Annotated in this window: 34 protein-coding genes and 2 pseudogenes; 35 read left to right on the top strand and 1 reads right to left on the bottom strand. The window is 48.2% G+C overall.

Annotated elements, in window-relative coordinates:
- The first annotated feature begins 11 nt into the window (after positions 1 to 11).
- The 34 genes and pseudogenes from rpsJ to G7064_RS08760 all read left to right on the top strand — a co-directional run bounded on the left by rpsJ (position 12) and on the right by G7064_RS08760 (position 19,519).
- Entirely contained in the window at positions 12 to 317 is a 306-nt protein-coding gene (gene rpsJ, locus G7064_RS08925) for a 30S ribosomal protein S10 (protein WP_084445992.1), read from the top strand.
- Between the two features lie 593 nt (positions 318 to 910).
- Positions 911 to 1,714, top strand: a complete 804-nt coding sequence (locus G7064_RS08920; RefSeq protein ID WP_166073302.1) for an O-antigen ligase family protein — start codon at positions 911 to 913, stop codon at positions 1,712 to 1,714.
- A gap of 185 nt (positions 1,715 to 1,899) precedes the next feature.
- Positions 1,900 to 2,520, top strand: a complete 621-nt coding sequence (gene rplC / locus G7064_RS08915) for a 50S ribosomal protein L3 (RefSeq protein ID WP_133271654.1) — start codon at positions 1,900 to 1,902, stop codon at positions 2,518 to 2,520.
- A gap of 6 nt (positions 2,521 to 2,526) precedes the next feature.
- Positions 2,527 to 3,165: a 50S ribosomal protein L4 gene (gene rplD, locus G7064_RS08910; RefSeq protein WP_166073301.1), complete on the top strand. Its 639-nt coding sequence runs from the start codon at positions 2,527 to 2,529 to the stop codon at positions 3,163 to 3,165.
- On the top strand, positions 3,165 to 3,452 hold the full coding sequence (rplW, locus tag G7064_RS08905; protein ID WP_166073300.1) for a 50S ribosomal protein L23: 288 nt from the start codon (positions 3,165 to 3,167) through the stop codon (positions 3,450 to 3,452). The genes rplD and rplW overlap by 1 nt, the downstream gene beginning before the upstream one ends.
- Positions 3,453 to 3,486: 34 nt before the next feature.
- On the top strand, positions 3,487 to 4,314 hold the full coding sequence (rplB, locus tag G7064_RS08900; protein WP_133271657.1) for a 50S ribosomal protein L2: 828 nt from the start codon (positions 3,487 to 3,489) through the stop codon (positions 4,312 to 4,314).
- A 3-nt stretch (positions 4,315 to 4,317) separates the two neighbouring features.
- On the top strand, positions 4,318 to 4,596 hold the full coding sequence (gene rpsS, locus G7064_RS08895) for a 30S ribosomal protein S19 (protein ID WP_133271658.1): 279 nt from the start codon (positions 4,318 to 4,320) through the stop codon (positions 4,594 to 4,596).
- Between the two features lies 1 nt (position 4,597).
- A pseudogene (rplV, locus tag G7064_RS08890) lies at positions 4,598 to 4,948 on the top strand (50S ribosomal protein L22); the annotation flags it as partial.
- A gap of 134 nt (positions 4,949 to 5,082) precedes the next feature.
- Positions 5,083 to 5,976 carry a 30S ribosomal protein S3 gene (rpsC, locus tag G7064_RS08885; RefSeq protein ID WP_166073298.1) on the top strand — a complete coding sequence of 298 codons (894 nt, stop codon included), beginning with the start codon at positions 5,083 to 5,085 and terminating at the stop codon, positions 5,974 to 5,976.
- Positions 5,977 to 6,014: 38 nt separating this feature from the next.
- Positions 6,015 to 6,437: a 50S ribosomal protein L16 gene (rplP, locus tag G7064_RS08880; RefSeq protein ID WP_084446017.1), complete on the top strand. Its 423-nt coding sequence runs from the start codon at positions 6,015 to 6,017 to the stop codon at positions 6,435 to 6,437.
- Positions 6,438 to 6,441: 4 nt separating this feature from the next.
- Positions 6,442 to 6,654, top strand: coding sequence for a 50S ribosomal protein L29 (gene rpmC / locus G7064_RS08875; protein WP_166073297.1), 213 nt, complete (start codon positions 6,442 to 6,444; stop codon positions 6,652 to 6,654).
- Positions 6,655 to 6,656: 2 nt separating this feature from the next.
- Positions 6,657 to 6,947, top strand: a complete 291-nt coding sequence (gene rpsQ, locus G7064_RS08870) for a 30S ribosomal protein S17 (RefSeq protein ID WP_133271661.1) — start codon at positions 6,657 to 6,659, stop codon at positions 6,945 to 6,947.
- Between the two features lies 1 nt (position 6,948).
- Positions 6,949 to 7,317: a 50S ribosomal protein L14 gene (gene rplN, locus G7064_RS08865; RefSeq protein ID WP_084446026.1), complete on the top strand. Its 369-nt coding sequence runs from the start codon at positions 6,949 to 6,951 to the stop codon at positions 7,315 to 7,317.
- A 12-nt stretch (positions 7,318 to 7,329) separates the two neighbouring features.
- Positions 7,330 to 7,632 (top strand): 50S ribosomal protein L24, encoded by a 303-nt coding sequence (rplX, locus tag G7064_RS08860; RefSeq protein ID WP_084446029.1) that lies wholly within the window; start codon positions 7,330 to 7,332, stop codon positions 7,630 to 7,632.
- A gap of 15 nt (positions 7,633 to 7,647) precedes the next feature.
- Positions 7,648 to 8,208: a 50S ribosomal protein L5 gene (gene rplE, locus G7064_RS08855; RefSeq protein WP_133271662.1), complete on the top strand. Its 561-nt coding sequence runs from the start codon at positions 7,648 to 7,650 to the stop codon at positions 8,206 to 8,208.
- Positions 8,201 to 8,470 (top strand): 30S ribosomal protein S14, encoded by a 270-nt coding sequence (gene rpsN / locus G7064_RS08850; protein WP_084446035.1) that lies wholly within the window; start codon positions 8,201 to 8,203, stop codon positions 8,468 to 8,470. Before rplE ends, rpsN begins: the two co-directional genes overlap by 8 nt.
- A gap of 201 nt (positions 8,471 to 8,671) precedes the next feature.
- Positions 8,672 to 9,070, top strand: a complete 399-nt coding sequence (gene rpsH, locus G7064_RS08845; RefSeq protein WP_166073296.1) for a 30S ribosomal protein S8 — start codon at positions 8,672 to 8,674, stop codon at positions 9,068 to 9,070.
- An 18-nt stretch (positions 9,071 to 9,088) separates the two neighbouring features.
- Positions 9,089 to 9,643 (top strand): 50S ribosomal protein L6, encoded by a 555-nt coding sequence (gene rplF, locus G7064_RS08840; protein ID WP_166073295.1) that lies wholly within the window; start codon positions 9,089 to 9,091, stop codon positions 9,641 to 9,643.
- Between the two features lie 9 nt (positions 9,644 to 9,652).
- On the top strand, positions 9,653 to 10,006 hold the full coding sequence (rplR, locus tag G7064_RS08835; RefSeq protein ID WP_133271665.1) for a 50S ribosomal protein L18: 354 nt from the start codon (positions 9,653 to 9,655) through the stop codon (positions 10,004 to 10,006).
- A 6-nt stretch (positions 10,007 to 10,012) separates the two neighbouring features.
- The gene (gene rpsE, locus G7064_RS08830; protein WP_133271666.1) at positions 10,013 to 10,609 is read left to right on the top strand and encodes a 30S ribosomal protein S5; all 597 of its coding nucleotides are present in this window, start codon (positions 10,013 to 10,015) and stop codon (positions 10,607 to 10,609) included.
- Between the two features lie 5 nt (positions 10,610 to 10,614).
- Positions 10,615 to 10,794: a 50S ribosomal protein L30 gene (rpmD, locus tag G7064_RS08825; RefSeq protein WP_133271667.1), complete on the top strand. Its 180-nt coding sequence runs from the start codon at positions 10,615 to 10,617 to the stop codon at positions 10,792 to 10,794.
- A 13-nt stretch (positions 10,795 to 10,807) separates the two neighbouring features.
- A complete protein-coding gene (gene rplO / locus G7064_RS08820; RefSeq protein WP_133271668.1) occupies positions 10,808 to 11,254 on the top strand; it encodes a 50S ribosomal protein L15 in 447 nt (148 codons plus the stop codon).
- A 13-nt stretch (positions 11,255 to 11,267) separates the two neighbouring features.
- Positions 11,268 to 12,584 carry a preprotein translocase subunit SecY gene (gene secY / locus G7064_RS08815; protein WP_133271669.1) on the top strand — a complete coding sequence of 439 codons (1,317 nt, stop codon included), beginning with the start codon at positions 11,268 to 11,270 and terminating at the stop codon, positions 12,582 to 12,584.
- Positions 12,585 to 12,587: 3 nt separating this feature from the next.
- Positions 12,588 to 13,358 carry a type I methionyl aminopeptidase gene (gene map / locus G7064_RS08810; protein ID WP_166073294.1) on the top strand — a complete coding sequence of 257 codons (771 nt, stop codon included), beginning with the start codon at positions 12,588 to 12,590 and terminating at the stop codon, positions 13,356 to 13,358.
- Between the two features lie 4 nt (positions 13,359 to 13,362).
- The gene (gene infA, locus G7064_RS08805) at positions 13,363 to 13,581 is read left to right on the top strand and encodes a translation initiation factor IF-1 (RefSeq protein WP_086592757.1); all 219 of its coding nucleotides are present in this window, start codon (positions 13,363 to 13,365) and stop codon (positions 13,579 to 13,581) included.
- 12 nt (positions 13,582 to 13,593) lie between these two features.
- Positions 13,594 to 13,710: a 50S ribosomal protein L36 gene (gene rpmJ, locus G7064_RS08800; RefSeq protein ID WP_071890035.1), complete on the top strand. Its 117-nt coding sequence runs from the start codon at positions 13,594 to 13,596 to the stop codon at positions 13,708 to 13,710.
- Between the two features lie 22 nt (positions 13,711 to 13,732).
- On the top strand, positions 13,733 to 14,110 hold the full coding sequence (rpsM, locus tag G7064_RS08795; protein ID WP_084446066.1) for a 30S ribosomal protein S13: 378 nt from the start codon (positions 13,733 to 13,735) through the stop codon (positions 14,108 to 14,110).
- Between the two features lie 72 nt (positions 14,111 to 14,182).
- Positions 14,183 to 14,575: a 30S ribosomal protein S11 gene (gene rpsK / locus G7064_RS08790; protein ID WP_084446069.1), complete on the top strand. Its 393-nt coding sequence runs from the start codon at positions 14,183 to 14,185 to the stop codon at positions 14,573 to 14,575.
- 143 nt (positions 14,576 to 14,718) lie between these two features.
- Complete coding sequence (rpsD, locus tag G7064_RS08785; RefSeq protein ID WP_166073293.1) at positions 14,719 to 15,324, top strand: 30S ribosomal protein S4; 606 nt, start codon at positions 14,719 to 14,721, stop codon at positions 15,322 to 15,324.
- Between the two features lie 53 nt (positions 15,325 to 15,377).
- On the top strand, positions 15,378 to 16,367 hold the full coding sequence (locus tag G7064_RS08780; protein WP_133271671.1) for a DNA-directed RNA polymerase subunit alpha: 990 nt from the start codon (positions 15,378 to 15,380) through the stop codon (positions 16,365 to 16,367).
- Positions 16,368 to 16,550: 183 nt separating this feature from the next.
- Positions 16,551 to 17,150, top strand: coding sequence for a 50S ribosomal protein L17 (gene rplQ, locus G7064_RS08775; RefSeq protein WP_166073292.1), 600 nt, complete (start codon positions 16,551 to 16,553; stop codon positions 17,148 to 17,150).
- Positions 17,151 to 17,363: 213 nt separating this feature from the next.
- The gene (eno, locus tag G7064_RS08770; protein ID WP_166073291.1) at positions 17,364 to 18,635 is read left to right on the top strand and encodes a phosphopyruvate hydratase; all 1,272 of its coding nucleotides are present in this window, start codon (positions 17,364 to 17,366) and stop codon (positions 18,633 to 18,635) included.
- 99 nt (positions 18,636 to 18,734) lie between these two features.
- Positions 18,735 to 19,049, top strand: a complete 315-nt coding sequence (locus tag G7064_RS08765; protein ID WP_166073290.1) for an FtsB family cell division protein — start codon at positions 18,735 to 18,737, stop codon at positions 19,047 to 19,049.
- Positions 19,049 to 19,519 carry a hypothetical protein gene (locus G7064_RS08760; RefSeq protein ID WP_166073289.1) on the top strand — a complete coding sequence of 157 codons (471 nt, stop codon included), beginning with the start codon at positions 19,049 to 19,051 and terminating at the stop codon, positions 19,517 to 19,519. The genes G7064_RS08765 and G7064_RS08760 overlap by 1 nt, the downstream gene beginning before the upstream one ends.
- 3 nt (positions 19,520 to 19,522) lie before the next feature.
- Here G7064_RS08760 and hscA read toward each other — a convergent pair.
- Positions 19,523 to 21,387: pseudogene (gene hscA / locus G7064_RS08755) on the bottom strand (Fe-S protein assembly chaperone HscA).
- A gap of 519 nt (positions 21,388 to 21,906) precedes the next feature.
- Here hscA and G7064_RS08750 point away from each other — a divergent pair.
- Positions 21,907 to 22,737, top strand: coding sequence for a murein L,D-transpeptidase catalytic domain family protein (locus tag G7064_RS08750; RefSeq protein ID WP_166073288.1), 831 nt, complete (start codon positions 21,907 to 21,909; stop codon positions 22,735 to 22,737).
- Positions 22,738 to 22,806: the final 69 nt, after the last annotated feature.

Here is a 22,806-nt window from a genome sequence, read left to right as displayed (position 1 = left end):
AGACTTAAGACATGAACCAGAAAATTCGCATTAAACTCAAGTCCTACGATCACAACCTCGTGGACAAGTCGTCCGAGAAGATCGTGAAAGCGGTGAAGGCTACGGGCGCTATCGTTAGCGGTCCTATTCCGTTGCCTACGAAGAAGGAAAAGTTTACGGTTCTTCGTTCGCCCCACGTGAACAAGAAATCGCGTGAGCAATTCCAGCTTTGCACATACAAGCGTCTAGTTGACATCTATTCTACTTCGTCGAAGACGGTAGATGCGCTGATGAAGCTTGAATTGCCCAGCGGTGTAGACGTAGAAATCAAAGTCTGAGGCCTGATTTCTCTTAATACTAAAAAAGCCCCCAGATTATTTCTGGGGGCTTTTTTTGCTTATTAAGTTTGTCGCATCCTTATATAAATACCGTTCACTTCCTATCACATTTCACCAAGGTGTCTGTAGCTACTCTTCTTACTGCCGACCGAACTGAGTTGGCGACTACAGCGAGTATTGCGCTGATACTTGTTGGTCTCTTTAGTACTAATCTCCTGCCACATGTTTCTAGTATAGGTGTGCTCTGCTTATTACTAACAGCTTTGCTACATCTTATCCTACATCAACAGATCGTACAGAAGAAGCATTGGCGAGTATATAGTGCACTAACAGGCATCTTCTTTTTACACCTTTTTTCCGGGTTGAATACGAGTGAAGTAAATAGAGACGCTTTCTGGATAGATCTCTTTCAACAAACACCATCTCTAGTAATGCCTGTATCATTCTGGCTTCTGCCACCATTATCGCTACAAGCTTTACGGAGAATCTACTTACTGTTTTTTTACCTGGTGGTAATATCGGCAATTGGAAGTACCTGCTACTATCTAATGCATAGAGAGGAAATAAACCAACTCTACTATCAATCCCAGATTATGCCGACCGTTCCAGACTATATCCGATTCAGTCTCATGGTCACTTTAGCTGTTGCCATAGGAGTGTTGCTGGTAGTAAAAAATTCATTTCAGGGAAGGCATCAGATATTAGTATTGATTGCCGTAACGTACTTGATTCCATACTTATACTTGCTGTCAGTACGAAGTGGGTTAGTAGCTTTCAACGTGCTAGGTATCGCAACACTACTTTGGCTTCTCTTTAAACATAAGTACAAACAAGCCCTAAGGGTGGGGGCTCTGCTATTAGCACTACCATGGTTAAGCTTTCTATGCTTCCCTACGTTTCATAATAAATACTACAATACTAAGGATGATGTGAGCAGAGTAGAAAAAATAAGTTCAGCTAACAATTTTTCCTTGGTAGGTAGGGTGTATTCTTATAAAGTTGGGCTTCAGGTTGCGCAGGCCCATCCCTTCATAGGAGTAGGGAAAGCTGATATCGAGGATGAGGTAGCAGCTTATTATAAAGCTGATTTCCCTGATATTAAGCCATCCGCTTACCTATTACCACACAATCAGTTTATCTATTACTTGGTAGCCTTTGGCGGTGTAGGTCTACTAATCTTTATTGTGTGCTTTTACTACCCATTTTATTGGGCATGGGCCAGAGTGGGGCCTTTAATGATAGCTCAATACGTAATTATTTCGCTTTCTTTTTTAGTAGAATATACGCTTGATCAAAAAAATCAAGTAGGCCTATTATTCACTTTACTATTTCTATTACTACCAATAAATGGCCTAATGCGGCCTACTCGTCCAGAAGTAGGTTGGAGGCCTATCTAGCTGAGTAGCTTGTGATCGGAAATGATTGATAGAGAGCTTCTAGCTTTAGACGCTTACATAGGTCTACCTTGAAAATATTTTAGGGCTGGTTTGAATAAAGCATTAAAATTCCCTAGCTTTGCACTCCCATTACGAAAACGTCATGCGGGCGTTTTCTCTGTGTCTTTTAATTAATCTAAAAACGAATGCCTGGCATCATCGGTAAAAAAATCGGTATGACAAGCCTCTTCACTCCGGACGGGAAGAACATTCCCTGCACGCTCATCGAAGCGGGTCCGTGCGTAGTGACGCAGGTTAAGACTATCGAAAAGGACGGCTACACAGCTGTTCAACTCGGTTACGGCGAGAAAAAAGCCAAGAATACCACCAAAGCACTGGCTGGCCATTTCGCCAAAGCCGGTACTACTCCTAAGAAAAAACTTGTTGAGTTTCGTCTCGACGCAGAGTCTACGTACGCTGCTGGTGCCGAAATCAAAGCTGACCTTTTTGAGGAAGGCGAGTTTGTCGACGTAGTAGGAACATCAAAAGGTAAGGGTTTCCAAGGTGTTGTAAAGCGTTACAACTTTGCTGGTGTGGGTGGTCAAACCCACGGTCAGCATAACCGTCTTCGTCACCCTGGTTCCATTGGTGCTTGCTCATGGCCTTCACGTGTATTCAAAGGAATGCGTATGGGTGGTCGTATGGGTGGTGATCGTGTAAAGATCCAGAACTTGAAGGTAATGCGCATTGTAGCCGACAAAAACCTGATTCTGGTTAGCGGCTCGGTTCCCGGCGCTAAGAATTCTTACGTGGTCCTGGAAAAATAACGCGAGATGGAACTGTCAGTATATAACATCAAAGGCGAAGACACTGGCCGCAAGGTTACGCTGTCTGACGCTATTTTCGGTCTAGAGCCGAATGAGCACGTGATGTACCTCGACGTGAAGCAATATTTGGCCAATCAGCGCCAAGGTACGCACAAGTCGAAGCAACGTCACGAGGTACAAGGCACCACCAAGAAGCTCAAGAAGCAAAAAGGTACAGGTGGAGCCCGTGCTGGTAGCATGAAGTCACCTGTATTCATTGGTGGTGGTCGCGTATTTGGTCCCCAGCCCCGTGATTACGGCTTTAAGCTGAACAAAAAGACAAAGCGTGTTGCTCGTTTGTCGGCTCTGAGCACTTTGGCTCAGGAAGGCAAAGTAGCGCTGGTGGAAACCATCACGCTAGATGCGCCCCGCACGAAAGATTTCCTTTCAATCCTGACTGGTCTGAAGCTAAATAACGGTAAGAAAACCTTACTAGTTACTGGCGAAGCCAACAAGAACGTGCTACTGTCGGCGCGCAATATTCAGAAAGTGACTGTGGCAACGCCTATCGCTTTGAATACGCATGACCTGCTCAATACGGATACTTTGTTACTGTCGGAAGACGGTCTGAAGTCGTTGGAACAACTTTATACCCCTGCTGAGTAATGAGCACGTTGAAGAAACCCATCGTGACCGAAAAGGCCACGGCTTTGAATGAAAAAGGGCAGTACGCTTTCGAAGTAGAGCGCACAGCTAATAAAGTTCAAATCAAAAAAGAGATCGAGCAGCTGTATGGTGTAACGGTAACGGGCATTAGCACGATCCGCACTAATGGCAAGATCAAGTCTAAATTCCAGAAAGGTGGTGCTGTAACAGGTCGTCGTCCTCATGGAAAGAAGGCTATCGTAACTGTGAAAGAAGGCGATATCATCGACTTCTACAGTGGTATATAAGGAGAGCTTACTAGCAAGCGCATTTTAAGATAAAATGGCACTCAAAAAACTAAGACCAACATCACCGGGTCAACGATTTCGCATCGCCCCGGCCTTCGACGAGATAACCACGTCGACGCCGGAGAAATCGTTGTTGGCACCCATGGAAAAATCCGGTGGCCGAAACAATTCGGGCAAAATGTCTAACCGCTACATCGGTGGTGGACATAAGCAGAAGTATCGTATCATCGACTTTAAGCGTGATAAAGCTGGTGTTCCAGCCACGGTGAAGACGATTGAGTATGATCCTAACCGCACGGCGCGCATCGCATTGCTTAACTATGCGGATGGTGAGAAGCGTTACATTATCGCTCCCGCTGGTTTAGAAGTAGGAACAACAGTAGTTGCCGGCCCTGGTGTCGCTCCTGAAGTTGGGAACGCTTTAACATTGCGTGAAATGCCGCTTGGTACCATTGTTCATAATATCGAACTGATGCCCGGTGGTGGTGCTGCTATCGCTCGCTCTGCTGGCACGTATGCTCAGCTAGTGGCACGTGAAGACAAGTACGCTACGCTGAAATTGCCTTCGGGTGAGATGCGCATGGTGCTAGTTACCTGCATGGCTACGGTTGGCACCGTTTCAAATGGCGACCACATGAATGTGCGTCTTGGCAAAGCTGGTCGCAATCGTTGGATGGGTCGTCGTCCACGTGTTCGCGGTGTTGCAATGAACCCAGTCGATCACCCAATGGGCGGTGGTGAAGGCAAATCGTCAGGTGGTCACCCACGTAGCCGTAATGGTATTATTGCCAAGGGTCAAAAGACTCGCAATAAGAATAAGTACTCCGAGCAACTCATCGTAAACCGTAAAGGCAAAAAGTAAGCAATGGCACGTTCGCTAAAAAAAGGGCCGTACATTGACTTCCGGCTCGAGAAGAAAGTAACGGCAATGGAAGATTCTGGTAAGAAATCAGTGGTGAAGACTTGGTCGCGCCGCTCGATGATTTCGCCAGACTTCGTAGGCCACACCTTCGCAGTACACAACGGGAATAAGTTCATCCCAGTGTATGTGACTGAAAATATGGTTGGACACAAGCTCGGCGAGTTCGCACCTACACGCAACTTCCGTGGCCACGTAGCCAAAAAAGATAAAGGCAAGCGCTAAGATGGAAGCAACAGCTAAACTCCGCAATGTGCCTACCTCGCCTCGCAAGATGCGCATGGTAGCCAATCTGGTCCGCGGTCAGAAAGTGACCCGTGCCTTGGGCTTGCTAAAGTTTGAAGCCAATTCAGGTGCTGAGCGTATCGAGAAACTACTTCTCTCCGCTTTGTCGAACTGGCAGCAGAAGAACGAAGACGAGCGTATCGAAGATGCTAACCTTTATATCAAAGAGATATTCGTTGATGAAGGTCGCCAGTTGAAGCGCTTGCGCCCGGCACCTCAGGGCCGCGGTCACCGTATCCGCAAGCGTAGCAATCACGTGACACTGACAATTGACTCGAAAGTTGAGCCGCTAGGCAGCAAAGCTGCTGTGAAGCAAGCTTCAGAGCAAAAGCCAGTAGAAGCGAAAGCTGGAGCTACTCGTACCCGTCGTAGCTCGACCAAGAAAACCACTACTGAAAATAAGGCGGAAGCCACCGTATAAGCACTATGGGACAGAAAGTAAATCCGGTTGGCTTCCGCTTAGGTGTCATCAAAGGATGGGACTCGAACTGGTACGGCGGTAAAGACTTCGCCGATAAACTGGTAGAGGACGAAAAAATCCGTAAGTACATTCTCGCGCGTATTCCGAAAGGCGGTATCTCGCGCATCGTAATCGAGCGTACTCTGAAGCGTATAACTATTACTATCAACACGGCTCGTCCAGGTGTAGTAATTGGTAAAGGCGGTCAGGAAGTTGACAAGATTAAAGACGAGCTAAAGCAGATCACCAGCAAAGACGTTCAGATCAACATCTTCGAAATCAAGCGTCCAGAACTTGATGCAAAGCTAGTAGGTGAGAGTATTGCTCAGCAGTTACAGGCTCGTATTTCGTTCCGCCGTGCGATGAAGCAAGCTATTCAGGCTGCTATGCGCGTTGGTGCTGAAGGCATCAAAGTGCAGTGTGGTGGTCGTCTTGGTGGCGCTGAAATTGCTCGCTCGGAGCAATACAAAGAGGGTCGCACTCCACTGCACACTTTGCGTGCTGACATAGATTATGCTTTGTCAGAAGCTCAAACTGTGTACGGTAAGATCGGTATCAAAGTGTGGATTATGCGTGGTGAGGTATTTGGCAAGCCTGACTTGTCGCCTAACCAACAGCCTGCCAACCAAGGAGCCGACACCCGTGGTAGCGGTAACGATCGTGGCCCACGTGGTGAGCGTGGCGACCGTGGTGGTGATCGTGGCCCACGTCGTGATCGTAATGATCGTGGCGGTGAAGGCCGTGGTGATCGTGGCGGTGATAACCGTGGTGGTCAAGGCCAAGGTGGTGGCCCACGTCGCAATAGCGGCACTGGAGCTGCTGGGGGGCAAAACCGCGGTGGCGGTGCTCCTCGTCGCTAACCCTTTCTCATTTTTCGAATCTATATTTTTCGATAATCATGTTACAACCGAAAAGGACCAAGTATCGCAAGATGCAAAAGGGTCGCGTAACAGGCTTAGCCTACCGCGGCAGCTCCATTGACTTCGGTTCATTCGCTATCAAGTCGCTGGAAACTGCGTGGATTACGGCTCGCCAAATTGAGGCGGCACGTATCGCTATGACCCGTGCCATGAAGCGTGAAGGTCAAGTTTGGATCCGCATTTTCCCTGACAAGCCTATTACCAAGAAGCCTGCTGAAGTGCGGATGGGTAAAGGCAAAGGCTCGCCCGAGTATTGGGTAGCTATTGTACACCCTGGCACTATTATGTTCGAATCGGATGGTGTTCCGCTCGAGGTAGCCCAGGAGTCACTGCGTCTAGCGGCGCAAAAGTTGCCCGTGAAGACCAAGTTTGTTGTTCGTCGCGACTACGTAGAAAACTAGTAAGATGAAAAACGCTGATATCCGTACTCTCTCAGTAGAAGAGCTGAAGAACCAGATTAAAACCGAACAGACTAGCGGTCAGTCGCTGCGTTTCGCGCACGCTATCTCTCCCCTAGAGAATCCGATTCGCCTGAAGCATAGCCGCAAGAACGTAGCTCGTCTGAAGACCGAGTTGACCCGTCGCGAGAACGAGCAGGCAAACCAAACTGCTAAATAACGATGGCAAGCAACACAGATCAGCAGACTACCGCTACCGTTGAGCGGAACATGCGCAAAGAGATTACTGGGCGTGTCTCTAGCTCCAAAATGGATAAATCTATCACTGTTGTGGTAGAGGAAAAGCAAAAGCACCCCATCTATGGCAAGTTTGTGAGCAAGACTACTAAGTTTATGGCTCATGATGAAAACAACGAATGTGGCGAAGGTGATACCGTACGGATTATGTCCACTCGGCCGCTAAGCAAAAACAAGCGTTGGAGATTAGTAGAAATCGTAGAGCGCGCCAAGTAAGATGATACAACAAGAATCCCGTCTGACCGTCGCTGATAATAGCGGCGCTAAAGAAGTGCTCTGCATCCGTGTCCTTGGCGGCACTGGTAAGAAATATGCTAGTGTAGGTGATAAAATCGTTGTTTCGATTAAATCAGCTATACCTTCTGGCAACGCTAAAAAAGGCACTGTATCTAGAGCAGTAGTTGTTCGCACGAAGAAAGAAGTGCGTCGTAAAGACGGCTCTTATATTCGTTTCGATGATAACGCTGCGGTACTGCTCAATAACAACGATGAACCCCGTGGCACCCGCATCTTCGGACCTGTGGCTCGTGAGTTACGTGAGCGTCAGTTTATGAAGATTGTTTCACTGGCCCCTGAGGTTCTATAAGCATAGTAGCAAATGGCAACGAAAGCAAAAGACCAAAAGCCAGTGAAATTGCACGTAAAAACTGGCGATACCGTTAAGGTGATTGCTGGTGATGAGCGTGGCAAGACTGGTACCATCAAATCGGTTAACCGCACTTCACAGCGCGTTATCATCGAGGGTTTGAACCTAGTGACGAAGCACAACAAGCCGAGCGCTAAAAACCCTCAGGGTGGTATTACCAAGATCGAGGCTCCCATTCATGTGAGCAACGTGCAGCCCATTGACCCCAAGACGGGTGAGCGGGTACGCAAAAATGCCCCCCAGCAAAACGCCTAACCCGGCTTTACGACAATGGCTCGACTCAGAGAAATATATCAGAAAGACGTGGTGCCTGCGCTCCAGGAGAAATTCCAGTTCAAGAGCGTAATGCAGGTGCCACGCATCACTAAGATCTGTATCAACCGCGGTATCGGTGCAGCAGTAGCTGACAAGAAACTGGTTGATAATGGTGTAGACGAGCTGACGACCATCACTGGTCAGAAAGCTGTTCCTACTATCGCTAAGCGTTCGGTATCTAACTTTAAGCTTCGTGAGGGCATGCCCATCGGTGCTAAAGTTACCCTGCGGGGCGAGCGCATGTATGAGTTCATGGACCGTCTTTTGACGGTTGCTTTACCTCGTGTACGCGACTTCAAAGGCATCAACGATAAGGGCTTCGATGGCCGGGGTAACTATACCCTCGGTATCAAGGAGCAGATTATTTTCCCAGAAATTTCAATTGACAAGATCAAGTCGATTTCTGGTATGGATATCACCTTCGTTACAACCGCCGAGAACGACGAGCAGAGCTATGAGCTGCTTAAGGCTTTCGGAATGCCCTTCACTAACGCCAAGAAAGAAAACAATGGCTAAGGAATCCGTTAAAGCAAGAGAAAGAAAGCGTATCGCTACAGTTGCTCGTTATGCTGAAAAGCGTAAGGCACTTAAAGCTGCTGGTGATTACGAAGGTCTGGATAAGTTGCCACGCAACGCTTCCCCAGTACGTGTTCACAACCGCGACAAGATCAATGGTCGTCCCCGTGGTTACATGCGTAAGTTCGGCATCAGCCGTGTTACGTTCCGTGAAATGGCACTAGCTGGTAAGATTCCCGGAGTAACTAAGTCGAGCTGGTAGTAAAAACAGCCAGTATGCCTTATCAAACGGTGTGCTGGCTATTTTTTAATCCACCTACGAAGTAGACTCAAGAAACCATTGGCCGCGCCCCGATAGCCGAGCCAAGTAGTCTTAACTGAAAATTTCGCTGTTGCTTTCTGCAGCTGCGAAATTTTCTTATCTTTGCGCTCCCTAAAAAGGAGTGTAGCTTTTCTATATCAAATGAATACAGATCCAATTGCCGATTATTTAACTCGGGTGCGTAATGCCATCAAGGCAAACCACCGGGTAGTAGAAATACCGGCCAGCAACATCAAAAAGGAAATCACGAAAGTGCTCTACCATAAGGGTTACATTCAGAGCTACCGCTTTGATGACTCGTTGGTACAAGGCACGATCAAGATTGCGCTTAAGTACAATCCTGCTACCAAGCAGCCAGCTATCACGAAGCTGGAGCGTGTGAGCACGCCTGGTCTGCGTAAGTATGCTCATGTGGAGAATCTGCCACGCGTATTAAGCGGCCTTGGAGTAGCTATCTTGTCTACGTCGAAGGGTGTGATGACGGAGAAAGAAGCTAAAAACGAAAACGTGGGCGGCGAGGTGCTGTGCTACGTTTACTAAGCGAGAGGAAACAGAACTATGTCACGCATTGGTAAACTGCCGATCAGCCTGCCCGCTAACGTGCAGATTGATATTAGCAAAGAAAACGAAGTAACCGTTAAGGGACCAAAAGGAACTTTGACCACTCCCGTAGACCGCGACATCACCGTTTCTACTGCCGATGGTCAACTCGTAGTAGAACGTCCTACTGAGCAGAAGCGTCATAAGGCTATGCACGGTTTGTATCGTTCGCTTATCAACAACATGGTTGTTGGTGTGAGTGATGGCTACACGGAGCGCTTAGAGTTAGTAGGTGTAGGTTACAAAGCTGCAATGGCTGGTACTACGCTCGAACTTTCTTTAGGTTACTCGCACAATATTTTCTTGGCCCTGCCTAAGGAAGTAACTGCTACTGCTCTTACAGAGAAGGGTAAAAACCCTATCGTTACTCTGACTAGCATCGATAAGCAATTGTTAGGTCAAGTAGCTGCAAAAATTCGTTCGTTGCGTAAAGTCGAGCCCTACAAAGGCAAAGGTGTACGCTTCGTGGGTGAGCAGATTCGTCGCAAGGCTGGTAAAACGGCTTCGAAATAATTTCGCATTATGGCTTTTGATAAAGCAACAAGAAGAAAGCGGATCCAGCGCATCATCCGTACGCGGGTGGCTGGCACGTCCGATCGGCCGCGTTTGTCGGTGTTTCGCAGCAATAAGGGCATTTACGCCCAAATTATTGATGACACCATTGGCCAAACGCTGGTATCTGTATCATCTAAGCATGTAACAACGGCTGATGATGCTACCCCAGTAGCTTCTGCTGCTGCAGTAGGCAAAGAAATTGCCTCCCGCGCTCAGGAGAAGGGTATCACCAAAGTAGTGTTTGACCGCTCAGGTTATCTCTACCACGGCCGCGTAAAATCATTGGCAGAAGGAGCCCGCGAAGGCGGCCTCAATTTCTAAATCATCATGGCAGAATTTAATAACAGCAACCGTGGTGGTGGCAATGACCGTGGCGGCAACGATCGTCGCGGTGGTGGCAATGATCGTGGTGGTAACCGGGATCAGACTCCCCGTGCTGGCGACACGGACTTAAAAGAAAAAGTAGTAGCCATCAACCGAGTAGCCAAAGTGGTTAAAGGTGGTCGTCGTTTCAGCTTCTCTGCAATTGTAGTAGTAGGTGACGGCAACGGTACTGTAGGTTTCGGCCTAGGTAAGGCTAACGAGGTAACTGATGCAATTGCAAAGGGTATCGATGATGCTAAGAAGAACCTAGTAAAAGTTCCTCTTTATAAGCATACGGTTCCTCACGTGATGGAAGGTAAGTATTCGGGTGGCTTCGTATTGGTACAGCCAGCAGCAGCTGGTACCGGTGTAATTGCTGGTGGTGCTATGCGTGCCGTGTTCGAAAGTGCTGGTATCAAAGATGTACTGGCTAAATCTAAAGGCTCGTCTAACCCGCACAACGTGGTAAAGGCTACCTTCGATGCTCTTTTGAAGATGCGCGACCCCATGCAGATCGCACAGCAGCGCGGCATTACTCTCCAACAAGTTTTTAACGGCTAGACGAGATGGCGCAGATCAAAATCAAATTGGTAAAAAGCGTGATTGACCGCCCTGAGCGTCAAAAGCGTACGGTTCAGGCCTTGGGTCTGGGTAAAATCGGTAGCACCTCGGAGAAAGAAAACACCCCCCAGATTGCTGGTATGGTGGCCGCAGTGCAGCATTTGATCGAAGTAACCGAACTTTAAGAAGTAACTCAACATGAATCTCAGCAATCTAAAACCTGCCGTCGGCGCTACGCGCAATGAGAAGCGCATCGGTCGCGGTACGGGTTCGGGCCGCGGTGGTACATCTACCCGTGGTCACAAAGGGCAGAAGTCACGTTCGGGCTATTCTAAGAAGTCAGGCTTCGAAGGTGGTCAGATGCCTCTGCAGCGTCGTGTGCCTAAGTTTGGTTTCACGAACATTAATCGTGTGGAGTATAAAGGTATAAACCTTGATGCTCTTCAGAGCCTAACGGACAAAGACAGCACAACCACTATGGATGTTGCTTACTTCGTGTCTAATGGACTTGTTTCTAAGAACGCTAAAATTAAAATTCTTGGCCGCGGTGAAATCACTCAAGCTGTAGAAGTGCATGCACATGCTTTTTCTAAATCTGCTGTTGAGGCGATTGAAAAGGCGGGTGGCAAAGCAGTGACTTTATAAAGCCTGATTGGCAATGAAGAAGTTTATCGAGACGATAAAGAATATTTTTGCGATTGAGGATCTGCGTATGCGGATTCTCAATACGCTTTTTTTCATTGCTATCTACCGGCTCGGTTCCTTTGTTGTGCTGCCTGGGGTAGATGCTACTAAATTAAAGCAGGGAGCTGAAGGCCTTTTTGGAATCCTTGATACCTTACTAGGTGGAGCATTTAGTAATGCTTCTATCTTCGCACTAGGTATAATGCCTTACATCTCAGCTTCTATCGTACTGCAGCTGTTGACAATAGCAGTTCCTTACTTTCAGAAGCTACAAAAGGAAGGGGAATCTGGGCGTAAGAAGATCAATCAATACACCCGTATTCTGACCATCCCGATTGTAATGGCTCAGTCGATTGGCTTCATTGCGACTATTACTCCTGAGGCTATCATTTCTCCCGGCACATTCTTTACAATTTCCACCATGATAATTATCACGGCTGGAACATTGTTCTGCATGTGGCTCGGTGAAAAGATTACTGATAAAGGCATTGGTAATGGTATTTCCATGATCATTATGATTGGAATCGTCTCCCGATTCCCAGGAGCCATTATTGGTGAAGCAGCTGCTAAAGGGATGCGTGGATCGTTGATCTTTTTGATAGAGATGGTGGTGCTTTTCCTAGTCGTAATGGCTGTGATTGTACTAACACAAGCGGTTCGCCGTATTCCAGTACAGTATGCAAAGCAAGTAGGTGGAACAACTCAACTCAACGCTCAGCGCCAGTTCATTCCATTGAAAGTGAACGCGGCTGGTGTAATGCCAATCATTTTTGCTCAGTCATTGATGTTTGTGCCCGCTATTGTGGCTTCGATATGGCAGAATGATAGCGAAACGGCTAGCTACATTGGTGTTAAGTTTTCAGACTATACCTCTTGGCAGTACAACCTTGTGTTCGCTACTCTTATCATTGTCTTTACTTATTTCTACACCGCTATTAGCGTCAATCCTAATCAGATTGCTGATGACTTAAAACGTAGTGGTGGCTTTGTTCCTGGAGTAAAGCCGGGTCGTGATACATCTGAGCATATGGATGAGATTCTGACTCGTATTACTTTACCTGGAGCAATTGCTTTGGCTCTAATTGCAATCTTTCCTGCCTTAGCATTGTTGGCTGGCGTAACTCGTCCTTTCTCTGCTTTCTATGGTGGTACCTCACTGATTATCATGGTAGGTGTTGTATTAGACACGCTCAATCAGGTAGAAAGTTATCTACTTATGCGTCACTATGATGGCATGATGAAAACAGGTAAGCTGAGGGGAAGATCGCAAAATGTGGCGATGGCTTCTTAAGTCATGATCTTTTATAAGACCGAAGAAGAAATAGAACTCATTCGGGCTAGTGCGAAAGTTCTAGCCCAGGCTCACGGAGAAGTTGCGAGTCTTATTAAGGAGGGAGTAACCACCCGTGAGCTAGATAAGCGCGCGGAGGAGTTTATTCGAGATAGTGGGGGGCAACCTTCATTCAAAGGCTACAATGACTTTCCTTATAGCCTTTGTATCTCACCAAATTCAGTTGTAGTACACGGATTTCCTAGTGACTATACTTTGAAAGGTGGAGATATAGTTTCGATTGATTGTGGCGTATTCCTCAATGGTTACCACAGTGACAGCGCTTATACTTACCCAATTGGGGAGGTGGATACTGAGGTGCTAGACTTATTAGCTCATACTAAGCAGTCTTTGTATCTCGGTATAGAGCAGGCAGTGGCTGGCAACCGAATGGGTGACGTTGGCTATGCAATCCAGAGCTTTGTTGAAAAGCAAGGTTATGGAGTTGTTAGAGAATTAGTTGGCCATGGCTTAGGTAAAAAGCTACACGAGCGACCTGAAGTACCTAATTACGGTAAACGTGGTTCAGGACTTAAGTTGCAAACGGGGTTAGTAATTGCAATTGAGCCAATGGTTAATTTGGGAGTCAAGAATATTGTCCAAGAGAAAGATGGATGGACCATCCGTACCAAGGATAAGAAGCCTTCAGCTCATTTCGAGCACACTGTTGTAGTTAGAAAAGACAAGGCGGAAATTTTAACCTCCTTCGATTACATAGAAAAAGCCTTACAGTAGCCTTATGGCCAAACAATCCTCCATTGAGCAGGACGGAGTAATTCTAGAAGCACTCTCTAATGCGATGTTTCGTGTAGAGTTGGAAAACGGTCACCAATTGGTGGCTCACATTTCTGGGAAGATGCGTATGCACTACATCAAAATTCTGCCTGGAGATAAGGTGAAGCTGGAAATGTCACCCTACGACTTGTCGAAGGGACGCATTGTTTACCGTTACAAATAATTTACTGACGACATGAAAGTCAAAGCATCGGTCAAAAAGCGCAGCGTTGACTGTAAGGTAATTCGCCGCAAAGGCAAACTTTACGTCATTAACAAAAAGAACCCTCGCTATAAGCAGCGTCAAGGTTAAACCATTCGTTTTATAAAAGCATATGGCTCGTATTGCAGGGGTTGATATCCCGGACAACAAGCGCGGCGAAATCGCCCTCACGTACATTTTCGGCATTGGCCGTTCTTTAGCTCAGAAGATTCTTGGCCAAGCCGGTATCTCTGTAGATAAGAAGGTTAAAGACTGGACGGAGGCTGAAGCCAGCGAAATCCGTGCTATCATCGCCGCCCAGCACAAGACTGAGGGTGTTCTACGCTCGGAAGTGCAACTTAACATCAAGCGACTGATGGACATTGGTAGCTACCGTGGATTGCGTCACCGTAAGGGACTGCCAGTTCGTGGTCAGCGCACCAAGAACAACTCACGCACTCGTAAGGGTAAGCGTAAGACTGTTGCCAACAAGAAGAAGGCTACTAAATAAACAGTAGCGGAAATCGGTGCTTGCTTATACGAAGTGAGCATCAACACCTTCCGCATTTTTTGCGATAACTAAATGGCACAAAAGAGAAAAGACAAAGCCAAGAAGCGCGTTGTCGTTGTAGAGCAAGTAGGTCAGATTCACATCAAGGCCTCCTTCAACAACATCATCATCTCCATCACCAACAATAACGGCCAGGTTATTTCTTGGGCTTCTGCTGGCAAGATGGGCTTTCGTGGTTCAAAGAAGAATACTCCATACGCTGCTCAGATGGCAGCCACGGATTGCGGTAAAGTTGCCCATGATCTAGGTATGCGCAAAGCCGAAGTATTTGTAAAAGGACCAGGCTCAGGTCGTGAGTCGGCTATCCGTACCCTCCAGAATGTGGGCATTGAGGTAACTACCATCCGCGACGTAACACCGCTGCCCCACAACGGCTGCCGTCCGCCTAAGCGTCGTCGCGTCTGATATACTGAACAGGCAAAGCGCAGGCTACACGTCTGCGAATTTGCCCCCTGGTGTCGGGTTTCCGATGCGTATGCACCTGTTGCAACGCGTCTGCGAGGCTCGACATTCGCGGTTCAACCCCTGCAAAACTCAACATCCTCGAAATGGCACGTTATACCGGTCCTAAAACTAAGATTGCCCGTCGCTTCGCTGAGCCGATTTTCGGTCCGAGCAAGGCACTCAACAAAAAGAATTATCCTCCCGGCCAGCATGGTCGTGGCCGTCGCAAGAAGCAGTCGGAATATGCTATCCAGTTGATGGAGAAGCAAAAGGTGAAGTACATGTACGGTGTACTAGAGAAGCAATTCGAAAACCTTTTTCACAAAGCTGCTGCACTTCCCGGCATTACCGGTGACAACCTATTGGCTCTGCTGGAGTCACGCCTTGATAACACCGTGTACCGCTTAGGAGTAGCCCCTACTCGCCGCGCTGCTCGCCAATTGGTGTTGCACAAGCACATCACGGTGAACGGTGAAGTTGTTAACATCGCTTCATACAAGCTACGTGCTGGTGACGTTATTGGCGTTCGTGAGAAGTCAAAGTCGCTGGAAACTATCACTACTAGCTTGAGCGCTCGCAATGCCCGCGCTTTCTCGTGGTTGGAGTGGGACGGCAAGGAAATGGTGGGCAAGTTCACCAACGCTCCCTCACGTGAGTTGATCCCGGAGAAAATCCAGGAGCAGCTGATCGTCGAGCTTTACTCGAAGTAATTGCCTTTTGGCATTCTTCGTTTTTCCCTTGTTGTATTTTTAAAGCCCCACTTATGTCAATCTTAGCTTTTCAAATGCCGGAGAAAGTTGTGATGGAGAAATCCGATGACTTTTACGGAACGTTTGAATTCAAACCGCTGGAGAAAGGCTACGGCGTCACGATCGGCAATGCTTTGCGTCGTATCCTGCTGTCGTCGCTGGAGGGCTATGCCGTTACATCGGTTCGCACGCCCAGCGTGCTGCACGAGTTCATGACCATTGAAGGTGTGATTGAGGACATGTCCGAAATCATTCTAAACCTGAAGATGGTCCGCTTTAAGAAGGTAAGCGACGCTATTGAGGACAAGATTACCGTCCGCATCAAAGGTCAGGAGACATTCACGGCCGGCGACATCAATAAGTTTACCAACGGCTTCCAGGTGTTGAACCCAGATTTGGTTATCTGCCACGTAGATGCCAACACTGAGCTGGAGTTTGAACTGGCTGTGCAGAAAGGTCGGGGCTATGTACCCGCCGAAGAAAATAAGCCTACCGATCAGGTATTCGGGCAAATCGCTATTGATGCCATATTCACACCTATCAAGAATGTGAAGTATAGCATTGAGAACACCCGCGTAGAACAGAAGACTGACTATGAGAAGCTTCTCATAGAAATTCAGACCGACGGCTCTATTCACCCCGAGGAAGCCCTAAAAGGTGCTGCTAATATCCTGATTCAGCATTTCATGCTGTTCTCTGACAACACAATGACCTTCGAAACGGCTAAAGCTGAAGAAGAGGAAACTGTTGATGAGGAGACGCTACACATGCGTAAGGTTCTAAAGACGCCATTGGCAGATATGGATCTTTCAGTACGTGCATACAACTGTCTGAAGGCTGCCGATATCAAAACACTTGGTGACTTGGTACAGTTGGATATGAGTGATATGATGAAGTTCCGCAACTTTGGTAAGAAGTCGCTGACTGAGTTGGAGAACCTAGTAGAAGAAAAGGGTCTGAACTTTGGTATGGACCTGAGCAAGTATAAGCTCGACGAAGATTAGTATCTGTAGATAATGACTGAATTACCAATTGGTATTAACCACAGGTAATTCAGTCATTACTTTTTTAATTAATTCAGTGTACCCTAGGTAGTGCGGTTCTAATGAGGAGACTGCTGTAATGCACGTCTCCCGCCGTGGTCGCTCTACGCAAGTACATACACCCCGCATTCGCATAACAATACAATGAGACACGGTAAAACAATTAACCACTTAGGCCGCACTGCTGCACATCGCAATTCGATGCTGTCCAACATGGCTTCTTCGCTGATCATGCACAAGCGTGTGTCAACGACTGTAGCCAAGGCCAAAGCTCTACGCAAGTTCATAGAGCCACTTTTGACCAAAGCAAAGAGCGACACTACGCACGCTCGCCGTACTGTATTCTCGACTCTTCAGAATAAAGAGTCGATGAAAGAACTGTTTGGTGATGTAGCTGCAAAAATCGCTACTCGTCCTGGTGGCTATACTCGTATCATCAAGCTGAGTGATGCTCGTCTGGGCGACAACGCTGAGATGTGCATCATTGAGCTTGTTGATTACAACGAGACACTGCTTGAAGCAAAGAACGCTGGCGAAGCTAAGTCAACGACCCGTCGCTCACGTGGCCGCAAGAAGGCTACGACGGCAGGTGAGGGCAAGTCTTCAGCTGAAGTTGTTTCGGAGTCAAAGGCAGAAGCTCCAGTAGTTGCTACTGCTGCTCCTGAGGATACGCCTACAACGACCGTTAAAGGTGATGACACCCGCGACGAGGCTAAAGCAAAAGACGAAGAAGCTGCTTCATAAGCTTAGCTAACACTTAAAAAGGGGATGTACCGCAAGGTGCATCCCCTTTTTGTTTCTGATCATTCTGGGGGCAAAATACGGTTCATACATCGAAATCAGATTTCCTGTAGAACGAATTCCTTACCTTGCTACCGTCATTTGAGACGCATCAAATCTAGCTTAGCCTTTACGAAGCAGCATACTGATTCATTTTTCACTCCTTACCTCTTAACCATGAGTATTATCTCTTCCATTCACGCCCGGCAAATATTTGATTCGAGAGGCAATCCAACTGTCGAAGTAGATGTGACTACTGACAATGGTGTAGTAGGCCGTGCCGCTGTACCATCTGGGGCCTCCACGGGTAAACATGAAGCAGTGGAGTTGCGCGACGACGATAAGTCGAAGTATATGGGGAAAGGGGTGTTGAAGGCTGTAGAGAACGTGAACAGCACAATTGCTGAAGAACTGATTGGCTTTTCAGTGTATGAGCAAAGCTTGCTCGACCGCATCATGATAGAGCTAGATGGCACACCGAACAAAGCCAACTTAGGTGCTAATGCCATTCTTGGTGTGTCGCTGGCTATTGCACGTGCTGCAGCTCAGGAGGCTGGTATGCCGCTGTATCGCTATGTAGGTGGCGTAGGAGCGTCTACACTGCCTGTGCCTATGATGAATATCCTTAACGGTGGTTCACATGCCGACAACTCCATTGATTTCCAGGAGTTCATGATTATGCCCGTGGGAGCTGAGTCATTCTCTGAGGGCTTGCGCTGGGGAACTGAGATTTTTCATCATCTGAAGAACGTGCTGAAAAAGCAGGGCTTAAGCACGAACGTAGGTGATGAAGGTGGTTTTGCTCCGAATATCAAGTCGAACGAAGACGCTATCAAGGTGGTACTGCAAGCTATTGAGACAGCTGGCTACCGCCCGGGTGAGGATGTGATGATTGCGATGGACGCCGCTACTTCGGAATTTTATGAGAACGGTGTTTACCATTTCAAGAAGAGCACGGGCGATAAGCTGACTTCTTCAGAGATGGCTAACTATTGGGCTGACTGGGTTAGCAAGTACCCCATCCTAAGTATCGAAGACGGAATGGACGAGGACGACTGGGCCGGCTGGAAACAGCATACAGAAAGTCTGGGGGGCAAAATTCAGCTCGTAGGCGACGATCTGTTTGTGACCAATGTGGATCGTTTGCAGCGTGGTATTGACGAGAAAATAGCCAACGCAATTCTGATTAAGGTAAACCAGATTGGTACGCTAACCGAGACAATTGCTGCTATCAACCTTGGCCGTCGTAATGGCTACAAGAGCGTTATGTCGCACCGTTCCGGCGAAACTGAAGACAATACTATTGCTGACTTGGCAGTAGCTCTGAACACAGGCCAGATCAAAACGGGATCAGCTTCGCGCTCTGACCGGATGGCGAAATACAACCAATTGCTCCGTATTGAGGAGGAGTTGGGCGAGATAGCCTACTATCCTGGGCGCAAAATGTAGCTTGCTCAGCTGGGCTAATTCTTTCCTAATTATCTCAGTTTAACAAAACGGCACCATAGCCCAATAGGCTGTGGTGCCGTTTTTAGTATATTTGAGCCTATGAGCTTTTCCGTTATCCTTGCTTCTGCAGCGCGCATTGTACGCAGCTTTTACTTTCTGACTGGGGTAAGCTTCGTGGTGTGGATGTTCGTGTTCGACGCCAACGACTTGCTAAAGCAGTACGATATGTACAAAAAGTGGCGTGAGTTGCAAACGGAGAAGGAATACTACCTGACCAACATTGAGACGGTGAAGAAGGAGCGAGCCGAGCTGCTCAGCAGTCCGGAGCTATTGGAGAAGTTTGCCCGTGAACGCTACATTATGAAGCGCCCTGGTGAGGATGTGTTCATCCTCGTGCCGCAGGAAGAAGAGTAATGCTGCCCCTACTAACTGACACCCGCCAGCAAATGCGTCCTTGCCGCGCGGGGGGCAAATTGGTTGTCTTCCTACTACTTCTCCTGCTGAGCCTGCCAGCCGTAGCCCAGTCCTCGCAAATTCAGGTAGCCCGACAGTTTTTAATCGCGGTGCTTAACGGCGATAATTCCGCGGCGTATAAGCTGTTGGCGCCAGAAGTGAGTAGTGCTGTCTCAAAGAAGCAATTTCGCGCAGCAGTGAGGCCTATGTATGAGCAGGGAAGAGAGCTAGGCCGCCCCATTGCATTATATAAGCTGGGCTTGCGACTGGGTGATGAAGCACAGCCTCGCTACTTCTATGCTTTCTCGTTCAAAAGTGACACGCTGCAGGCTAAGCCGCGCGTTATGCTCGACGTTACGTTTCGAGACACTACGGCAACGCGTATCCTGAGCTTTGGTATGATTCCGGCCCCTCAAAGCAAGCGCAAGTAGGAGCTACTCTATCTTCTTGCCTGTCATCGCCTGCTTGATGGAGATGTTCATGACCCGCTCCGCGAAAGGGCTGGTCAAGCTTTCTAACTCGTCTACGGCTTTCAGAATGGTATCCTTATCTTGGGTAGTGAGGGCGTCTTTTAAGTTCTGAACCGAGGCGGCGGTCTGCGTGATTTCGTCTTCGGTTAGATACTGGGAGTTCTTGTCAACAAAGCGTTCCACCTGATAAATCATCTGCTCGGCTACGGTGCGGGCTTCGATGACCATACGCGCTGTCACGTCCTCACGAGCGTGGGTGATGGAATCCATAAGCATCTTCTCTACTTGCTCATCGGTGAGGCCGTACTGAGGCTTGATTTCGACAGCCTGATGGGTATTCGAGCGAAGCTCAAGGGCTTCTACTTTCAAAATACCGTCGGCATTTAGAATAAAGTTGACGTCAACCTTAGGCAAACCTGCGGGCATGGCGGGAATACCGCGAAGATCAAACTCGGCTAGCTTACGGTTTTCCTTTACTAAGTCCCGCTCACCTTGGTACACGGAAATCTTGAGGTTTACCTGCCCATCAACGCTAGTCGTGTACTGACGTCCGGCTTTGGTCGGAATCTTCGAATTGCGCGGAATAATCGGGTCCATGAGCCCGCCCAAGGTCTCAATGCCGAGGGTGAGCGGCGTCACATCCAGTAGAAGTACATCACGACGGTTGCCACCTAAGATGTCAGCTTGGATAGCAGCTCCTAGGGCCACAACTTCGTCGGGGTTAAGAGAGCTGTTGGCGGGTTGCTGGAAAAACTCAGACACCGTATCGTACACCAAGGGCACGCGCGTAGAGCCGCCCACTAATAGTACCGCGTCGAGGGCACTGGGGGACAATTTGGCATCCGCTAAGGCTTGCTGACAAGCAGTAATGGTGCGAGTAACCAGAGGGCGGATTAGATCATTAAACTCCGCTTTGGTAAGCTGTACCTGGCCAGCGCCGGGCAGGTCGGCGGTAAATTCGTCGTGCTGGCTTAGGTGCTTTTTAGCTTGCTCAGCGGTTAGGCGGAGCTGTTGCTTGAGCTGCCCATCGGTACCTGCGGCCAGTTGACCGGTTAGGCTATACCGCTGAATCCAATGCTCACTCACTAAGCGGTCGAAATCGTCGCCGCCCAAGTAGGTATCGCCATTGGTGCTGAGCACCTCGAATATTCCCTGGTGAATATGTAGAATGCTGATGTCGAAGGTGCCACCACCGAGGTCATATACGGCTACGATTTTCTCTTCGTCAGGCGATAGGCCAATGCCATAAGCCAGCGCGGCAGCGGTAGGCTCATTCACGATGCGCAATACTTCCAACCCAGCCAAGCGGCCTGCATCCCGAGTAGCTTGGCGCTGGGAGTCGTTGAAATAAGCGGGCACCGTGATGACTGCCTTGTTCACGGGCGTTTTGAGGGCGTGCTCAGCGCGGGCCCGTAGCTCCTTCAGAATCTCGGCGGAAAGCTCGATAGGAGAGTAGAAATGCCCCCAACGCGGATTTTAACTAAGCCTTCTGAATTATCATCGATGATTTTATAGCCTAATTGCCCGGCGTGCTCACCCAGGTCACGGTACGATTTGCCTAGTAGGCGCTTCACAGAATAAATCGTGTTCTGCGGATCGGTGAGAAGGTATTGCTTGGCTTCGGTGCCAACGATAGGGGCGTCATCACCAGGGAAGTGCACGACACTAGGCACGATAGTGCCGCGGCCCTGATCGTTGATGGCCACCGGTTGCCGGCCTTCGGGATGGATGTAGGCTACCAAACTATTTGTGGTGCCCAGATCAATGCCAACGATGATTTCTTCCTGCTGAATACTCCCGGTGGAGAGGTTTATTGCGACTTTAGCCATGAATGCGAAGGACGACGCGCCGAAGCGGTAGATGAGCAAAGCGAATTTGCTGATAGCAAATAATCAGAACCGCTTTGGAGCAACAAAAGTAGATAAGAAATGTGGGCAGCCTTTGTTTACGCCTTCAGCAAAGAAGAGGTGCAGGATCGAAAAGGAAATAATAATCATCCAAGGATAACAGCCACGTAGGACTACGTACTTGGAATATGCACTTTACATCATCTGAACATTGTTTTTCAACGCAGGCCAGTTAACTTGTATAGGGGTATAGAATTACGACTGACACACGAAAGTAGCTTACCTGTTGGTAGCATCTAAGCCTGAGAAACGGCCGATAAGCGGTTAAGCGGATATTGGCGGAAAACCTCAAAGGAATCAAAAAGGCCTTCAGGATGTTAAAACAACTCTAGTACTGAAATAGATAGCTATATCGTTTTGTAAGGCTTTGCGTATAAGAGCCTTTGTGTGAAGAAGGTAAGCTTTGCTTAGCTAAGCTACTCATCCTAAAGAATCAAGCAGATGGAAAAGACCAGTGTAGTACATCGTCAGCGTGTAAAGCGTCGTGCCCGTCGGGTAGTTCGGCGTATGCTGCCCTTTATGGCTTCGCTGTTTATGGCCACGCCTCTGGCCACGCCCATCAAAAGCTCCATGGCTAATGCAAAAGGAGTAGAGACGAAAATGCCAACGGAAAAGGAAATGGAAGCAGCCTTTTTCGATCAGCGCATGCACGATCTTTACCGCGACCTGAATGTGGAGCAGCAGGGCTTGCGCTTTGAAGTATTTGAGAAAGCCATGACGGGCTACCTCAATCTGCGGAACGAAAACAAGCTCGGCGACAAGCAGCTTTTGACGGTTGTTGACTTTGAAAAGCCTTCCACCGAGAAGCGTTTGTGGGTATTAGACCTCGAAAAGAAGGAAGTCAAATTCCACACGCTTGTAGCTCATGGTCGTAACTCGGGCGAAAACCTGACTAGTACCTTCTCCAACGAAAATGAGTCGAATATGAGCAGCCTGGGCTTTTATGTAACCCAGGATGAATATATCGGCAAACACGGCCGCTCGCTTAAGCTGGACGGTGTGGATGAGGGATACAACACGAATGCCTTAGCTCGCTCAGTGGTCATGCACGGTGCCGACTATGTGAGTGAGGAGTTTGTGCGTCAGTATGGCCGTTTAGGCCGTAGTCTCGGTTGCCCAGCCCTACCTATGGACCAGTACGCCCAGATTATTGATGAAGTAGGTGGCAAAACATGCTTGTTTCTGAATGGCCCGGATGAAAATTATTCCTCTAAGTACCTAAATCATGATGTCGCCTTATCTACTTTGGTGAGTGCGAATCAAATGATTTAAGTGTAAGTTGATAGATAGAAAAGCCCCCAGAAATATAACTGGGGGGCTTTTTTGTATTATGTATTACGC

The organism is Hymenobacter sp. HDW8, from assembly GCF_011305775.1.
Classification (GTDB): Bacteria; Bacteroidota; Bacteroidia; order Cytophagales; family Hymenobacteraceae; genus Hymenobacter; species Hymenobacter radiodurans.
The sequence above is the reverse complement of the archived record's forward strand: the minus strand, read 5'-3'. Positions and strand labels throughout refer to the sequence as shown.

Bases quoted from the DNA above. Each gene is read 5' to 3' on its own strand.
- rpsJ (WP_084445992.1), top strand. From the start codon at position 12: ATGAACCAGAAAATTCGCATTAAACTCAAGTCCTACGATCACAACCTC.
- G7064_RS08920 (WP_166073302.1), top strand. From the start codon at position 911: ATGCCGACCGTTCCAGACTATATCCGATTCAGTCTCATGGTCACTTTA.
- rplC (WP_133271654.1), top strand. From the start codon at position 1,900: ATGCCTGGCATCATCGGTAAAAAAATCGGTATGACAAGCCTCTTCACT.
- rplD (WP_166073301.1), top strand. From the start codon at position 2,527: ATGGAACTGTCAGTATATAACATCAAAGGCGAAGACACTGGCCGCAAG.
- rplW (WP_166073300.1), top strand. From the start codon at position 3,165: ATGAGCACGTTGAAGAAACCCATCGTGACCGAAAAGGCCACGGCTTTG.
- rplB (WP_133271657.1), top strand. From the start codon at position 3,487: ATGGCACTCAAAAAACTAAGACCAACATCACCGGGTCAACGATTTCGC.
- rpsS (WP_133271658.1), top strand. From the start codon at position 4,318: ATGGCACGTTCGCTAAAAAAAGGGCCGTACATTGACTTCCGGCTCGAG.
- rpsC (WP_166073298.1), top strand. From the start codon at position 5,083: ATGGGACAGAAAGTAAATCCGGTTGGCTTCCGCTTAGGTGTCATCAAA.
- rplP (WP_084446017.1), top strand. From the start codon at position 6,015: ATGTTACAACCGAAAAGGACCAAGTATCGCAAGATGCAAAAGGGTCGC.
- rpmC (WP_166073297.1), top strand. From the start codon at position 6,442: ATGAAAAACGCTGATATCCGTACTCTCTCAGTAGAAGAGCTGAAGAAC.
- rpsQ (WP_133271661.1), top strand. From the start codon at position 6,657: ATGGCAAGCAACACAGATCAGCAGACTACCGCTACCGTTGAGCGGAAC.
- rplN (WP_084446026.1), top strand. From the start codon at position 6,949: ATGATACAACAAGAATCCCGTCTGACCGTCGCTGATAATAGCGGCGCT.
- rplX (WP_084446029.1), top strand. From the start codon at position 7,330: ATGGCAACGAAAGCAAAAGACCAAAAGCCAGTGAAATTGCACGTAAAA.
- rplE (WP_133271662.1), top strand. From the start codon at position 7,648: ATGGCTCGACTCAGAGAAATATATCAGAAAGACGTGGTGCCTGCGCTC.
- rpsN (WP_084446035.1), top strand. From the start codon at position 8,201: ATGGCTAAGGAATCCGTTAAAGCAAGAGAAAGAAAGCGTATCGCTACA.
- rpsH (WP_166073296.1), top strand. From the start codon at position 8,672: ATGAATACAGATCCAATTGCCGATTATTTAACTCGGGTGCGTAATGCC.
- rplF (WP_166073295.1), top strand. From the start codon at position 9,089: ATGTCACGCATTGGTAAACTGCCGATCAGCCTGCCCGCTAACGTGCAG.
- rplR (WP_133271665.1), top strand. From the start codon at position 9,653: ATGGCTTTTGATAAAGCAACAAGAAGAAAGCGGATCCAGCGCATCATC.
- rpsE (WP_133271666.1), top strand. From the start codon at position 10,013: ATGGCAGAATTTAATAACAGCAACCGTGGTGGTGGCAATGACCGTGGC.
- rpmD (WP_133271667.1), top strand. From the start codon at position 10,615: ATGGCGCAGATCAAAATCAAATTGGTAAAAAGCGTGATTGACCGCCCT.
- rplO (WP_133271668.1), top strand. From the start codon at position 10,808: ATGAATCTCAGCAATCTAAAACCTGCCGTCGGCGCTACGCGCAATGAG.
- secY (WP_133271669.1), top strand. From the start codon at position 11,268: ATGAAGAAGTTTATCGAGACGATAAAGAATATTTTTGCGATTGAGGAT.
- map (WP_166073294.1), top strand. From the start codon at position 12,588: ATGATCTTTTATAAGACCGAAGAAGAAATAGAACTCATTCGGGCTAGT.
- infA (WP_086592757.1), top strand. From the start codon at position 13,363: ATGGCCAAACAATCCTCCATTGAGCAGGACGGAGTAATTCTAGAAGCA.
- rpmJ (WP_071890035.1), top strand. From the start codon at position 13,594: ATGAAAGTCAAAGCATCGGTCAAAAAGCGCAGCGTTGACTGTAAGGTA.
- rpsM (WP_084446066.1), top strand. From the start codon at position 13,733: ATGGCTCGTATTGCAGGGGTTGATATCCCGGACAACAAGCGCGGCGAA.
- rpsK (WP_084446069.1), top strand. From the start codon at position 14,183: ATGGCACAAAAGAGAAAAGACAAAGCCAAGAAGCGCGTTGTCGTTGTA.
- rpsD (WP_166073293.1), top strand. From the start codon at position 14,719: ATGGCACGTTATACCGGTCCTAAAACTAAGATTGCCCGTCGCTTCGCT.
- G7064_RS08780 (WP_133271671.1), top strand. From the start codon at position 15,378: ATGTCAATCTTAGCTTTTCAAATGCCGGAGAAAGTTGTGATGGAGAAA.
- rplQ (WP_166073292.1), top strand. From the start codon at position 16,551: ATGAGACACGGTAAAACAATTAACCACTTAGGCCGCACTGCTGCACAT.
- eno (WP_166073291.1), top strand. From the start codon at position 17,364: ATGAGTATTATCTCTTCCATTCACGCCCGGCAAATATTTGATTCGAGA.
- G7064_RS08765 (WP_166073290.1), top strand. From the start codon at position 18,735: ATGAGCTTTTCCGTTATCCTTGCTTCTGCAGCGCGCATTGTACGCAGC.
- G7064_RS08760 (WP_166073289.1), top strand. From the start codon at position 19,049: ATGCTGCCCCTACTAACTGACACCCGCCAGCAAATGCGTCCTTGCCGC.
- G7064_RS08750 (WP_166073288.1), top strand. From the start codon at position 21,907: ATGGAAAAGACCAGTGTAGTACATCGTCAGCGTGTAAAGCGTCGTGCC.